The 13,450-nt window shown below is 40.8% G+C and carries 19 protein-coding genes; 8 read left to right on the forward strand and 11 right to left on the reverse strand.

Features of this window, described 5'->3' with window-relative positions; all coding sequences use genetic code 11:
• Positions 1 to 54: 54 nt before the first annotated feature.
• Positions 55 to 588, forward strand: a complete 534-nt coding sequence (locus HUS61_RS05100; protein WP_175081395.1) for a lipocalin family protein — start codon at positions 55 to 57, stop codon at positions 586 to 588.
• A 209-nt stretch (positions 589 to 797) separates the two neighbouring features.
• Here HUS61_RS05100 and HUS61_RS05105 read toward each other — a convergent pair whose 3' ends face one another.
• Genes HUS61_RS05105 through HUS61_RS05115 form a run of 3 tightly spaced genes read right to left on the reverse strand, consistent with a single transcriptional unit; the run spans position 798 to position 3,072 of the window.
• Positions 798 to 1,133 (reverse strand): DUF3325 domain-containing protein, encoded by a 336-nt coding sequence (locus tag HUS61_RS05105; RefSeq protein WP_054563134.1) that lies wholly within the window; start codon positions 1,131 to 1,133, stop codon positions 798 to 800.
• Positions 1,130 to 2,731: a PepSY domain-containing protein gene (locus HUS61_RS05110; RefSeq protein ID WP_175081396.1), complete on the reverse strand. Its 1,602-nt coding sequence runs from the start codon at positions 2,729 to 2,731 to the stop codon at positions 1,130 to 1,132. The genes HUS61_RS05105 and HUS61_RS05110 overlap by 4 nt, the downstream gene beginning before the upstream one ends.
• Positions 2,728 to 3,072 (reverse strand): hypothetical protein, encoded by a 345-nt coding sequence (locus HUS61_RS05115; RefSeq protein ID WP_181447678.1) that lies wholly within the window; start codon positions 3,070 to 3,072, stop codon positions 2,728 to 2,730. The genes HUS61_RS05110 and HUS61_RS05115 overlap by 4 nt, the downstream gene beginning before the upstream one ends.
• A 201-nt stretch (positions 3,073 to 3,273) precedes the next feature.
• Here HUS61_RS05115 and HUS61_RS05120 point away from each other — a divergent pair, with 201 nt between their 5' ends.
• Genes HUS61_RS05120 through HUS61_RS05135 form a run of 4 tightly spaced genes read left to right on the forward strand, consistent with a single transcriptional unit; the run spans position 3,274 to position 5,677 of the window.
• Positions 3,274 to 3,966, forward strand: a complete 693-nt coding sequence (locus HUS61_RS05120; protein ID WP_175081397.1) for an aspartate/glutamate racemase family protein — start codon at positions 3,274 to 3,276, stop codon at positions 3,964 to 3,966.
• Positions 3,967 to 3,975: 9 nt separating this feature from the next.
• The gene (locus tag HUS61_RS05125) at positions 3,976 to 4,338 is read left to right on the forward strand and encodes a VOC family protein (RefSeq protein ID WP_175079916.1); all 363 of its coding nucleotides are present in this window, start codon (positions 3,976 to 3,978) and stop codon (positions 4,336 to 4,338) included.
• Between the two features lie 19 nt (positions 4,339 to 4,357).
• Positions 4,358 to 4,939, forward strand: coding sequence for a uracil-DNA glycosylase family protein (locus tag HUS61_RS05130; RefSeq protein ID WP_175081398.1), 582 nt, complete (start codon positions 4,358 to 4,360; stop codon positions 4,937 to 4,939).
• A gap of 3 nt (positions 4,940 to 4,942) precedes the next feature.
• Positions 4,943 to 5,677 carry a phytanoyl-CoA dioxygenase family protein gene (locus HUS61_RS05135; RefSeq protein WP_175081399.1) on the forward strand — a complete coding sequence of 245 codons (735 nt, stop codon included), beginning with the start codon at positions 4,943 to 4,945 and terminating at the stop codon, positions 5,675 to 5,677.
• Positions 5,678 to 5,725: 48 nt separating this feature from the next.
• Here the strand turns inward: HUS61_RS05135 and HUS61_RS05140 are convergent, their stop codons facing one another.
• On the reverse strand, positions 5,726 to 6,283 hold the full coding sequence (locus HUS61_RS05140) for a hypothetical protein (RefSeq protein ID WP_058584364.1): 558 nt from the start codon (positions 6,281 to 6,283) through the stop codon (positions 5,726 to 5,728).
• Positions 6,284 to 6,395: 112 nt separating this feature from the next.
• Between HUS61_RS05140 and arfB the strand changes: the two genes are divergently transcribed.
• Positions 6,396 to 6,809, forward strand: a complete 414-nt coding sequence (gene arfB / locus HUS61_RS05145) for an alternative ribosome rescue aminoacyl-tRNA hydrolase ArfB (RefSeq protein ID WP_054563127.1) — start codon at positions 6,396 to 6,398, stop codon at positions 6,807 to 6,809.
• A gap of 135 nt (positions 6,810 to 6,944) precedes the next feature.
• Positions 6,945 to 7,265, forward strand: coding sequence for a hypothetical protein (locus HUS61_RS05150; RefSeq protein WP_175081400.1), 321 nt, complete (start codon positions 6,945 to 6,947; stop codon positions 7,263 to 7,265).
• Positions 7,266 to 7,281: 16 nt separating this feature from the next.
• Here HUS61_RS05150 and HUS61_RS05155 read toward each other — a convergent pair whose 3' ends face one another.
• The 6 genes from HUS61_RS05155 to HUS61_RS05180 all read right to left on the reverse strand — a co-directional run bounded on the left by HUS61_RS05155 (position 7,282) and on the right by HUS61_RS05180 (position 11,982).
• Positions 7,282 to 8,316 (reverse strand): DUF2955 domain-containing protein, encoded by a 1,035-nt coding sequence (locus HUS61_RS05155; protein ID WP_175081401.1) that lies wholly within the window; start codon positions 8,314 to 8,316, stop codon positions 7,282 to 7,284.
• A 13-nt stretch (positions 8,317 to 8,329) separates the two neighbouring features.
• Positions 8,330 to 9,391 carry an HlyD family secretion protein gene (locus tag HUS61_RS05160; protein WP_175081402.1) on the reverse strand — a complete coding sequence of 354 codons (1,062 nt, stop codon included), beginning with the start codon at positions 9,389 to 9,391 and terminating at the stop codon, positions 8,330 to 8,332.
• Positions 9,392 to 9,395: 4 nt separating this feature from the next.
• Positions 9,396 to 9,872 carry a MarR family winged helix-turn-helix transcriptional regulator gene (locus HUS61_RS05165; RefSeq protein ID WP_175081403.1) on the reverse strand — a complete coding sequence of 159 codons (477 nt, stop codon included), beginning with the start codon at positions 9,870 to 9,872 and terminating at the stop codon, positions 9,396 to 9,398.
• 135 nt (positions 9,873 to 10,007) lie between these two features.
• A complete protein-coding gene (locus tag HUS61_RS05170) occupies positions 10,008 to 10,433 on the reverse strand; it encodes a TlpA disulfide reductase family protein (protein ID WP_175081404.1) in 426 nt (141 codons plus the stop codon).
• A gap of 47 nt (positions 10,434 to 10,480) precedes the next feature.
• Positions 10,481 to 11,371, reverse strand: coding sequence for a spermidine synthase (locus HUS61_RS05175; protein ID WP_175081405.1), 891 nt, complete (start codon positions 11,369 to 11,371; stop codon positions 10,481 to 10,483).
• On the reverse strand, positions 11,356 to 11,982 hold the full coding sequence (locus HUS61_RS05180; protein WP_175081406.1) for a fused MFS/spermidine synthase: 627 nt from the start codon (positions 11,980 to 11,982) through the stop codon (positions 11,356 to 11,358). Before HUS61_RS05180 ends, HUS61_RS05175 begins: the two co-directional genes overlap by 16 nt.
• A gap of 192 nt (positions 11,983 to 12,174) precedes the next feature.
• Between HUS61_RS05180 and HUS61_RS05185 the strand changes: the two genes are divergently transcribed.
• The gene (locus tag HUS61_RS05185) at positions 12,175 to 12,633 is read left to right on the forward strand and encodes a GyrI-like domain-containing protein (RefSeq protein ID WP_175079926.1); all 459 of its coding nucleotides are present in this window, start codon (positions 12,175 to 12,177) and stop codon (positions 12,631 to 12,633) included.
• A gap of 70 nt (positions 12,634 to 12,703) precedes the next feature.
• Here the strand turns inward: HUS61_RS05185 and HUS61_RS05190 are convergent, their stop codons facing one another.
• On the reverse strand, positions 12,704 to 13,366 hold the full coding sequence (locus HUS61_RS05190; protein ID WP_175081407.1) for an FMN-dependent NADH-azoreductase: 663 nt from the start codon (positions 13,364 to 13,366) through the stop codon (positions 12,704 to 12,706).
• Positions 13,367 to 13,450: the final 84 nt, after the last annotated feature.

Below are 13,450 nucleotides of genomic sequence, written 5' to 3' on the forward strand. Positions count from 1 at the left end.
ACTTAATTAGTGCTATTAACGTATTAATTTATTTAATTTTAAAGGAGCAAAAGCGTGCAAACATCATTAAAGTTACTCGGGATTTTGTACATCACTGCCATTTTGTCTGCATGTACTGGCGTGCCAGACAACATCAAACCCGTCGATAATTTTGAGTTAAACAAATACACAGGGACTTGGTACGAAATTGCACGTTTAGATCATTCATTTGAACGCGGCCTTGAGGGGATTACCGCCGAATACTCAATTAACCCTGATGGCAGTGTAAAAGTTATCAATAAAGGTTACAGCGCTGAAGAGCAAGAATGGCAGCAAGCTGAAGGTAAAGCGAAATTTGCAGAGCAACAAGACATAGGCCACTTAGAAGTATCATTCTTTGGACCATTTTACAGCTCTTACGTGGTATTTGAATTAGATAAGCAAAATTATCAATACGCTTATATCACAGGTTATAACAAAGAGTATTTATGGTTTTTGTCGCGCAGTCCTAACGTTACAGAACAGCAAATGCAGGACTTTATAAACACAGCAAAAGAATATGGTTTTAAAACAGACGAGCTTATTTATGTTGACCATGAGAGCTTGTAAAGGGGCTTTACAACTGTCTTTAAACTATCACGAATGTGCAACACAAATGTAATGGATACTAGGCAAACTTAGCGTCGTTAATTTGAAACAACATGTGATCCCCCAATTTAATCCCCTGCTTGGGTAGGCATTGCCTACCCATTTTTTTACTATTTGCTCAATTAAGCATTATTGCAAATTGGTATCAGATCAGTTTTTTACTAACTACACTACAAAATCATCACCGAAAAGCCACTCAACAGCAAAACAGACATAGTTAATACACTGACATGCTTTACCCATGAAACAGTAAAACTGTATAAAATCATGAGCATAAGTACACTTAAAGCCATATAACCGCAAAATAGCAATGCGCCGTACCCAGCATCTGACAGCACGCAAAGCACCAAACTTAGTAAAATACTGATCCAGCCGCTGAATAAAAAGCTACTTCGCTGTTTTTCGGTTAATTTCTTTTTAAATACATCACGGAAATGATTGAATTTTGCAAGAGCAAAACAATTAAAACCAAAAAAGCAGAGACTAAATTGCAGTAACTCCATCATCCTTGTTGCTCCTTTAACAGCTTGTTTTTATTTAATTTAGCCTTATTTGTAGCGGTTTTATGGCTAGGTATTTTTTTGCTTTGTAGTAAAAACAGCAGCCCAGCACAAATAAATGCACTATCAATACCGAATAAAGCCCACTGCTGAGTTAGTAAATACGTGATCCAATTACCATCTGTTGTCAGTGCATTTACCACAGGTACTAATAAGCAAGCAGCAGCGTTAAGCCAAGCACTATAGCGCCAGTGGCGTTTTTCTCGGCCGATCACAGCAACGATTAGCATCGCCAGCCAAGCTAAGAAAAACACGAGTATTTCTTTATCGGCACGCCCGGCTAACCCTAAAGGTAATAATCGATTAGCAATGAAGAACGCTGCGGTTGCAATTGGTAAACCCATCAGGGTGGCTAAATTTAGTGTCTCAACGAGCTTAAGCCCAAAGCTTGGTTTTTGCTCTGCTTTGAGTCTCTCGCGTAAGCGCCTTGCCCACATGATGCAGCCTGTGGCTATCATGGCACAGCCAGCTACACCACAGAAAAAATACAACCAACGCAGCAACGGCTCGGCTAAACGACCACTATGTAATGCCGTCATTGAGTCATAAAACTGCGCCGAAGCACTCCAATCTTCGCCAGAACTCGCTTCAAGCTCACCTGTTACACCATTGAATAAGTAGCGTGGTCCGTTATCTACAACCTCTTTGCCGGTTGCCAAATAAACCACGATTTGTGAGGTCGCTGTATTGGCATTTCTTACAAACACGTAGCTAATGTCGGCATTCGGTGACTTAGTATAAATCTGATCTAACACATCTTTGATTGCCACCATAGGGCGTTGTTCTTCACTTGGCTTTGCACGTTTATTAATAGGCAATGCCTCTTCAAACATTTGCCTTAAGCCATTTTCATATACAGTCTCGGCAGGGTAGGGGAACAGCATAAATATCAGCGTGATAATCCCCGTGTAGGTGATCATGATATGAAATGGCAGTGCCAGCACTGACGAAACATTGTGTGCATCGAGCCAGCTTCGGCTGCCTTTGTTTGCTCTAAAACTAAACATATCTTTAAAAATACGTTTGTGGATCACGATGCCTGTTATAAGCGCTACCAACATAAATAATGAAGCTAAACAAACAATTATCCGTGCAGTAAATACATCTATGTAATGTAAATCAAAGTGCAAACGATAGAAAAAGTTACCCCCCTTAGTTTCCCGAGGTTCGGGTAATTGCTCTAAGGTATTAGGGTCTAGATGTGTGTAGTTGAAAGGTGCTCGGCGCTGGCCTGGCTGTTTAGGCTCAGCAAACCCATAGCTTAAAACAGGGTTACGTGGCTCAGGTAAGTTTATCCGCCAAGATAATGAATTAGGTGCCTGTTGCTGTAATTGCGCAAACACATAATTAATTTGCTCGGCTTGAGACTGAAGCCGTTGTGCTTGATGCTGCACATGGTGCGTTTCAGGCTTGGCCCAAATAGTGATTTCATCTTTAAAAAAGCTGATGGTGCCAGCAAAAAAGATTAAGAACAGTAACCAGCATACCAGTAAGCCAACCCAAGTATGAAGCCAAGTCATTGAGCGGAAAAAGCTCTCTTTCATAACCAATCCTTAATCAATGAAAGGGCCAGCAATTGCCCACCAGTTGTTAGTAAAATAGTGATCCAAATAGTCTTTAAAGACTTAACGGCAAATACCCAAATAAACACACAACAGTAAAAAAATACCGATAGAGTCGTGGTTAACAGCACGCTGTCGAGTTTATTAAGTGGTAATAACACAGCTAGTAATGAAATAAGCACACTGGTAAAGGCGTAACCACCAATGATGGCTGCAACAAAACGCAAAAACACAGCAACACGATAAGATAGGCTCACAGAGCGCTTTTTAGCTGTATTTTTAGGGCGATTGGTAGTCACTGCATCTAATGATTGAGAATGCATGATAATCCCTTAAAAAATAACACGAGAAGAAAACCCCGTATTATATCGCCGACAAACAGAAAAGATAGTAGTTATCATTTGCATAAGCGTATTAAATAATGAAACAGAACCAACTAACTCGATCTGTTAGTAAAATAATGATCTGCTAGCTTTGTTCTGTGCAATATCATATGGTGTTAAGTAAATAAAAAGGGAGCTGCAATGAAAACAATAGGCTTAATCGGTGGCATGAGTTGGGAGTCTACACAAAGTTACTACCAGCTTTTAAATCAAGGTGTTAAAAACAAACTGGGGGGGTTGCATAGTGCCAAGATAGTACTCGTTAGCCTCGATTTTGCCGAAATAGCTGTGCTTCAACAGCAACAAGATTGGCCACAGATGGCCGAGATACTCATTAAGGCCGCTAAGCAAGTTGAAGCCGCGGGCGCGGATTATTTATTAATTTGTACCAACACCATGCACAAACTCGCTGAGAAAGTGCAAGCTGCGGTTGCAATTCCTTTGTTACACATTGCAGATGCAGTTGGTGAAAACCTGATCCAACATAACTTTAAAAAAGTGGCTTTGTTGGGCACCCAGTTCACTATGGAACAAGACTTTTACAAGCAACGTCTAGCTGATAAATTCGCCATAGACGTGTTAATTCCTGATGCACAGGGGCGTGAAACAGTGCATCGTGTGATTTATGATGAACTATGTAAAGGCATCATCAGCCCAGAATCTAAAACTGAGTATTTAACCATTATTGATGATCTAACTCAGCAAGGTGCTGAAGCCATTATTCTTGGTTGCACCGAAATAGCCTTGTTAGTTCAACAATCAGATACGTCTATTCCATTACTTGATAGTACAGCACTTCATTGCGCTATGGCGCTTGAGAATAGTTTAAATTAGGAGCACAACATGTCGAACCACCATTGCTTAAATTATGTTGAATTTGCTGCTAAAGATTTAGCCGCAACAAAGGCATTTTTTCATCAGGTTTTTAAATGGCAATTTACCGACTATGGCCCTGAATACACGGCCTTTAGCGCTGAATCAGCGGGCCTAGATGGCGGTTTTTATCAAGCCCCATTAACTAGCTTAACCAATAATGGCGGCGCGCTACTGGTGCTTTATTCAAATAATATTAAAGAAACTCAAGCACAGGTAGAAAAACACGGCGGCACAATTATTAAGCCCTTGTTTGATTTTCCTGGAGGCTGTCGTTTTCACTTCACAGAGCCAAGTGGTAATGAGTTAGCAGTTTGGTCAAAGCAAGCATAGATCATATTTTTACTAACTCATGAGTACTCAATCATTATTAGAACAAGTAAGTAAATGCGTGATCTGCGAGCCTCATTTAGCTCTTGGGGCGCGGCCCGTTATTCAATTTAATCCTCGAGCTCGTATTTTAATTGCCGGTCAAGCGCCGGGAATTAAAGTACATGAAAGTGGCAAACCTTTTAATGATGCAAGCGGGCAAAGGCTTCGCTCTTGGCTTGGTGTAACAAGCGATGAGTTTTACGATGAGCGCAATTTTGCTATCTTGCCGATGGGCTTTTGTTACCCGGGCAAAGGAAAATCAGGTGATTTACCGCCAAGAAAAGAGTGCGCGATTGCATGGCGTGAAAAGCTCTTAGCGCAACTAAATAATATTGAGCTCACCATTATCTTAGGTAAGTACGCGCAGGCATATCATTTACCCCACACTAAGCAGCTACCCTTAACTGAGTTAGTAAAATCGTGGCGTGAATATTGGCCAAATTACTTGCCACTTCCTCACCCAAGCCCTCGCAATAATATCTGGCTAAAGAAAAATCCGTGGTTTGAGCAACAAGTATTACCTGAGCTTAGTAGTAAAATACGTGCAATTTTAGCAAGGTAAAAAATGGAAAATAACTTTTTTGCTGAAAACGGCTACTACCATGTAAAGGGCCTTTACACAGAGAGTGAGCTTAGCAAGGTAAGGGCAATTCTCAATAAATTTCATCATCACTGGTTGCAAGAAAACCAATCTTTTTACCAATCCAGAGGGATTAATAGCTCAGGTTTGACTGGTGCTGCATGTTTAAGTGTTGAGGAAAAGTTTACTCTTTTTGAGTTTGTCAGCGCCAACACACTATTGAAGCAAGTTAAGGGCATTGTTGCTGATCCTCAGTTTATGAATACTCAACTATTCTTTAACCCTTACAACCCTAAACAGGCAAATTACTGGCATCGCGATATGCAGTATCACTTAGAGCTTGATGCGCAAAAGGCCGCTCTTAGCGGCCCTGAAGTGTTACATTGCCGCGTTGCTTTTGAAGATGAGCCGGGAATAGAGCTAATACCAAGCAGCCATAAAAACTGGGATTCGGATGAAGAGTTAGCAGTTAGATTAGAACAACAGGGCGCTCGCAATAGTGACTCACTGACTCGCGGTAAAAGTGTGGCACTCAAAAAAGGTGACTTACTCATATTTTCGGCAAATATGATTCATCGGGGCTTGTACGGTATGAATCGTTTTGCCTTAGATATTTTGTACTTTGAACGTCACCCAAGCCTTAATGAGTTTGTACAAACTGGATTTTTACCAACTGCACAACAAAAACAGCATCTAAAAAACGCTATGGTATTCAAGTAAGCATAAAAAAAGCGGCTCACTCGCCGCTTTCTTTATTTGATAGTGCTGTTACTGCAACATTGCGAACAGTTCTTTTAACTGCGGCATATATTGCTTAACTAAGTTAACGTTACTTTCGCTAACATCTGCTGTTGCAGTACTTGCTTTAACACCTTCTAAAGCACCTGCCATTGAGCGAGTACCCGCATCAGATGATGATGCCGTAAGGCTTTGTAAACCACTCATTGCTTGGTTTACACGTTGCTTGTTCTCTTCTGACATACCCGCTTTAAGGTTTTCTAAATACGCCATTGATACCTCTGAGCCTACAGTAACTAACTGCTCTGGCGTGAAACCATATTGTTTGGTAAGGGCTTCGAACTCAGTATAAAGCTCATGCTCTTTGATGTGACCCAGCGCATCCATAACTGACGAACTGTCAACACCATCGGAACTACCTAGCATACCACCGAGGTTTACAGTATCTAACTCAGATTGGCTTTGTGACCAATTAACGACTGCAGGAAGGGCTTTAATGTAACGCTGTAGTTGATTTTCTGAAATATCTTCTGCGAAGCTAGAAAAACTCATCGCAAGTAAGCTCATAGAAATAAGTAGTGCTTTCATCGTGATCTCCTTTCTTTCAAAATGGTTAGCAACCGGCGCAAATAGTCGAGCTATTATGTTTAGCCAATTACAAATGTTACAATACCTTTTTTACCATAGCTAACTGAACCTGATGTTAATTATTTCTAATACCGTCACAATTGATGAATGGGAACTCGACTTTAGTGCGATCCGCTCGCAAGGCGCAGGCGGGCAGAACGTCAATAAAGTAGCTACAGCTATTCATCTTCGTTTTGATATTAATCGCTCAAAGTTACCTGACTTTTACAAACAACGTTTACTTAATTTAAATGATTCTCGAATTACCAAAGAGGGCGTTATTGTCATAAAGTCGCAAAGTCATCGCACGCAAGAAATGAACAAAGAAGATGCGCTTAATCGTTTGAAAGAATTAATCATTAATGCAACACAAATACAAAAGAAACGAAGAGCAACAAAACCAAGTAAAAGCTCTCAGAGAAAGCGCATGGACTCTAAAACAAAAAGAGGACAAACAAAAGCATTAAGAAAAAATGTAAAATTCTAACTTTCACATCAGAAGATCGTGTCAAAAATAAGCAGAACTGTAAAGAAGTGTAACTTGTTAACAAAGTTAATTGATGGTTAATCCTGCCGCGTCTATAATAGTCATACAATCTCACCATTAATGAAGGAGCCGCGTATGGGCCAGAAATCACGCATTGTTGCCGCTGCAATGATAACGCTGTCAGCTTTGCCTATGTCGAGTTTTGCTGTAGATTCATGGCAAGCCGGAAACGCGTATCCGCAAGGTAGTGAAACCTGTTATAACGAAATTCTTTATAAAGCTAGATGGTGGGCAACCCCAGGAGAAGAGCCTGGCAGTTCACAATGGGGCGCTTGGGTTGCAGATGTCGCCTCAAAAACCTGTGTACAGAGTGTAGTAAAAAAACAAGACGATTTACTTAAGTCTTTACCCACAATTTTCGAACCAAATAACAATAAAAAAGGGAGTTCTGATTAACTCCCTTTTTTAATCTTTAATCAAACGTGTGATGCCTTGTCATTGCAAAGCGATTTAAGATGTGATGCATTATATACACCGCACATAAGCTCAATAGTATGGCCACAGACACCGACGAAAAACGATAGAGCGCGCTGTAAACCAGATCTTGCCCCGGCCCTAATGACTGGCCAAACAAAATACCAAATGTCGTGATAATACCAAAGCCAACACCCGGAATACCGCCACCAATTATGTGATAACGACTAAAGATAAAGGTCAAAATCCACAGAATTAACGCAGGAAATATCAAAATATCGGTATGGTTATACAAAAATAACTGTGCCACTAACGCTAAGTTACAACCGATTAAGGTGCCTATCGCGCGCTGCCATGCCGCCATACCTGCTGCTTTCCAGCACAACGAAAACAATATCAGTACCGAGGCCGCTTGAGCAGAGATAGAATCTTGTAAATCAAATACCTGAAATACAACAAATGATAAGGTCGCTACGGTTGAACAAAGTAAGACTTCATGGCGGACACTTTCTTTTGCTTTTTCTGGCATTACCCGACCTTGGCGCGGTGCAACATCAGGGAATAAACCATGCATTAGCATCGAAAACACCACAGTTACGACAACTGCAACTGCGTTACTAATGATCAGCGGATAAATACTGACACCACCGCCGGTGTAAGTCGAAAAATGTAATTGAATCGACAAACTCACCACGGTTGTAGCGCCAAATAAAAAGTTAGCGCCACGGCTCATTTGATAAAACAAAAAGGCAAAAGCCATAAAGCTCATCATTGTCATTACCACTGGCAAGTGTGCAAACAACCCTTGTACAACCAATACGAATAGCGCACTGAACACAGCGCCTGCGTAAAACTGACGAATGATATGCATGTTAAGCACAGGCACTAAACCGAGCAGTAACATAGGGTAAACAGTGAAAAAGATGCCATTCGGCCAGTTCATCAATTTTGCCAGTGAAAACCCTAATGCTGAGCCCGTAGCAATGCGTAGCGCTTGGCGTAAGCCATTACCATCGAGTTGCAATACTGACATAACTCACCCAGCCTTAGTAAATAAAGTGCAGAACACTAATGAAGCGAATTTGCATGCTTGCAAACCAGCTACCGATGCTAGAGTCAGGCAAAAGTTGCACAGTTGCACGCGCACCACTTGGAAATTTAGCCAGCATCTGGTGTTCATCTAGTTGAATATGGATACGTTGACGCTGAGCATCACGTACCCAACGGTTGCTGCTTTCAGTGGCACTGAGTAAACCATTAGCGTTAAGCTGACCATCACTCACACCCGCTTCAAAACTAATAATTTTGCCAGTAAACACTTTGCCCGGTAGCGCATCAAAGCTGACTTTTGCAGTACTACCAATTTGCACGTGAACTAAAGACTTTTCGCGAAAATCAGCAACTAAATCAGCTTTATTAGCAACAATCGCCATTAACGGCTGGCCCTTATTAGCATAGGTACCCGGTGTTACCTGTAAGTTTGCTGTTTTACCGTCGGTATCGGCTGTCACTGTGGTGTACGACAGGTTTAGTTTCGCTTGTTCAAGCTGGTTTTGAGCATGACGAAGCGCTAAATTATCATCCCCCATTTTACCGCGCGCTAATTTAGCCTCGCTAAGCTGGGCTTCAATTGCAGCCACATTGGCTTTGCTTGATTGATAGTTCGCATTGATAGTTTCGTACTCTTGATCTGAAATAGAACGCTTTTTCAATAGCGACTCACCGCGTTCAAACAGCAACGTTTGCTCATGTAGCTTAGCTTGAGCAGCCGCTAACTGTGCTTCTATTGCCTTCACACTACTATCTAAACGTTGGTTTTGTAGTTTTGCATCATCATATGCAAGTTCAGCTTGTTGCACGGCAAGCTCAAAAGGCTCATCGTTAATCTTAAACAAGGCTTGCTGTTTTTCGACGGCTTGATTATTAGTCACTAATACGTCGGTTACGCGACCACTTACCTGCGGGGTCACTTGCACAACCGGATGATACACACGGGCCTGCGGTGTAACAGGCATATACAAATCGGCAATTACAAAATATAAAAATAAAACAATAAAACCCGCTAAAGAGATTTTTACGTAACGGGCAAACTTTTGATCTGGTGTCATAACGTTACTTACCTCCTGAATAATGAAGGATACACTGACGGGCGTTTTGCTCCATCTGAATTAAGCCATGCGCCATGGTATCGAGTTGCTCAGTGGTTAAATCGGCATAAAGGTGCTCTTTCACATCGGCAATAATCACCTGCAATGTGTCTAACAATTGTAGACCTTGCTCAGTGAAGTACAGACGTTTACTGCGTTTATCTTCAGCGTCAGCTTTACGAGCAATAATCTCTTGTTGCTCAAGCTGCTTAATAGTGCGAGTTAGTGAAGGCATTTCAATGCCTAAGCTATTTGCCAACTCTTGTTGCGTACAACCTTGGTTTAGATGAAACAGGTGCATCATCGCAGTCCAGCGAGATTGAGTAAGGCCTAAAGGCTCAACCGCCAAAGTGACAGCATCGCGACATAAACGATGCACACGGCCCATACTGCCGCATAATGTTAAATCAAGAGTTTCGTGAAAAGGGGGAGTGGAAGACATGATGCGCTCCATTTACTTAGCATGCTAACTATTTTAATGTAGTTAGCATGCTAAGTAAATATTACTGCAATTAATAAAATAGATAGCTGTGTTCGATAAAAGCGAACAACTGTAAAAGTTATCTGCTAGATAACACTATTTAGCAATTAACTCTTTGATATGGCTTTCATAGAGGTCTAATTTTTCAGCAATAAATCCTGTGTGTTGGAACCGTACTACGCCTTCTTTATCGATTAAAAAGCTGCTCGGCATCCCTTTAAGTTGGTATTGTCTGCCAATAACAGCATCTGGGTCGTAAATAATATTAAAGTTAACTGCAAACTCAGCTAAAAAAGCATCGGCATCACTGCGCTCAACATCAATGTTTACAGCAACTACTTTAAGGCCTTGCTGTTGATACTTGCTCTGCATGGCAATAAACCAAGGAAACGAGCGTCGACACGGGCTGCACCAAGACGCCCAGAAATCGAGTAACACGACTTGCCCTTTGTATTGATTTAATAGTTTAGACAACTGCTGCTGACTTGCAGCTAAAGGTGGGGGAGAAGGGGGCTCTGCCATAGCAGCAGAGCTCGTAATTAAAAGAAATGCAACTAAGGTGTATTTGATCATTGATAATTTAATAAATTCGCTGGTGAATATTGGTCAGTGAGCACCTTGGTATCCGCTGGCCAATCTTGATTACCCTTAGTATAAAACAAATGCTCGCTGAGTAACTGCAAATCAACATCGTAAGGGGTTAACTTATTTGCGAGTTTGTTGACGCGTTCGGCTAACTTTTGCTGGCTAGGCATTGTCTCGAAGCCAGCTAAAATAATGCGATTAGAATTTTCATCGGTCACAACATTAACAAAGTCACCAAACACATCGAAGTAAGTTGCCGACTCATGCTGGTACAATTTACTCGATGAAAAAGTATTTGCAGCGACAATTCCGCCATCAGCCAAAACACTTTTGACTTCCGCAAAAAACTCCTTAGTGAGGAGGTGCTCAGGGATATAATCGCCGTTAAAGGCATCAAGAATAATCCAATCGTACTTTTGTTTTTTAAGTGCGGCACGTTTAATAAAAATACGACCATCTTGCACCTTAGACGTTACGTTATTAGTTTCTACAAAGCTAAAATAATCACGGGCAACTTTTATTACCGCGGGGTCAATTTCGACATTTTCGATATGAGCGCTAGGGTAAAGCTCATGAATGGTATTAGAGAGTGAACCTCCCCCTAAACCTATGATCAGTACATTTTTAGGATCATCAATAAATAGTAAGCTTGCGAACGTCATTTTGGTGTAATTAAACACCAGCTTTTTAGGCTCACTCTTATACATACAACTTTGCGTACTTTTACGGGTTTTTTCGTTAAATTTTAAACACAGTAAATCGCCAGTCTTCTCAACTAAAATATTGCGATAAAGCGAGCGCTCTTTATGTATTACTTCTGCCAAGCTGCTAAAAGGCAATGTCATGAGCAAACAAACCATTAAGACTCTAAACATACAGTACGCTCCTTTGTTTTTATTTGACTAACAGCAATTGCAAGCAAACCAAGCGCGCCTAATACCGCTGCAAAGGTTTTAATGATGTCGTTAACATCAAACGCTAACACCATATAAAAAGAGGTAATAATCGTGCCAAGAGCGCTTCCTAGGGTGCTCACAAAATACAAACCACCGGCAACCTGACCACTTTTTTCATGATCGGTAACCAATAATCGCACTGAGTAAGGTGAGATCATGCCGAGTATTGTTGTAGGGATAAAAAACAACGCTGTTGACGCCAGCAACGAGCCGTAACGACTGTCTTCAATATGGGTGAAAATAAAGGTCATAATTGGCTCAGCAAACAATACTATTGGCACCACCATAATGCTTGCTACAAAGAAAATGAGACCATATTTAGTTAACGAAGGATTGCGGGTTGAGAGCTTACCGCCAAGTAAATAGCCGAAAGATAAGCTCAACATAAATACAGTGATAATACTGCCCCATATATGCACACTGCTACCAAAGTACGGCGCTAAAATTCGACCGCCTAAAAGCTCAACTCCCATAATACAAAAGCCGCTACTAAAGGCTAAAAAGTAGATAAGCGCATTGATTTTATTCATTAAACACCCGCTGATTTTGTTGTTATTTTACCCATCTTAACCTGATGCAGATAAGGATGCCATGACTGTTTTTTAAGCTGTAAAGGCCGTTGACAAAATATAGTCTTTTAAAAATAAATAATTAAAAAGGCTAGGTTAAAGTACATGTGCTCTGGTATTTTAATGGGAACAAAATAAGCAAGGAAAAATGCAATGGATCAGCAAGTAACGAAGATCAATATCGACAACCCAACAACTTTATTTGGCCTCAAAGTTCGCACCAGCAATATGAAAGAAATGAGTGGGGAAGGTGCCAAAATCGCTGGCTTATGGCAGCAATTTTACACAGACATAGCGCCAAATTTAACGCCATCTAGCCAAGTTTATGGCGTGTATACTCATTATGAATCTGATGTCACAGGAGAGTTTGATGTATTTGCGTGTACTGACATGCAAGTCACGTCATCAGAGGTAGAAAAAACTACACTTTCTACAGGTAACTATCTTCACTTTAGCGGCAAAGGTGCAATGCCACAAACCGTTATCGATGTTTGGGGCCAAGTTTGGCAGTACTTTAGTAATGAACAGTGCCCGCATATTCGAGCATATAAAACTGACTATGAGTTTTATAAAAGCAGTGAAGAAGTTGAAGTATTCATTTCGGTTGAATAAAGCCAAACCCTATTTTTAGTGTAAAGCCCCATTACAGATAAAGCCGCTTATTGCGGCTTTGTTGTGTTTATTAATTGGCGTATCTCAGCGCTAATTGCTCTGCTTTAGCATAGGCATTAGTCAAAGAGCGTTGGTGTCTTTGGTCATTAAATTCTTGATACTCACAGGCTATTTCATCAATATGCTGCACACCTAAATACTTACTCAAGGTTTTAATGTGCGGCACTAAATGGCTCATACTCTCGCGAATACCACCTGCCTCAAAGCCAAACTCACCCGTTGAGGTTATAACCAGCAAACGTTTACCAGTTAACAAGGGTTGCAAAGGGAAATCCCCCCGCTGCAAGTCAAAATCAAACGTTTTATTGATCCTAACGATTTGATCAAACCATGCTTTTAATTGTGCAGGCATGCCATAGTTATACATAGGCGTTGATATCACGATGGTATCAGCCTTAACCAACTCATTTATCAATTCATCTGATTCGGCCAGTACTTCTCTTTGCTCAAGTGTTAACTTGTTGGCTGGCGTAAACACAGCACCAATCCAAGATTGATTAATAAATGAAGGTGGATTCATTCCAACATCACGATAAATATACTCAGCTATAGCATTATTTTGCTGTAAGTGATTTACAAATTGCTTAGCAATATTTTTAGAGATTGAATCGTGGTTAGGGTTTGCATTTTTAGCTGAACGCACACTAGCATCAATGTGTAGCAAAGTAGTCATAGTAAATACCTCATTAGTTAATGTGTTGGTATCATCAATAAATGAAGGCTATTTAACAAACGAGTTATCATTCACTATAAGTAA

The organism is Pseudoalteromonas sp. 0802, from assembly GCF_013350085.1.
GTDB lineage: Bacteria > Pseudomonadota > Gammaproteobacteria > Enterobacterales > Alteromonadaceae > Pseudoalteromonas.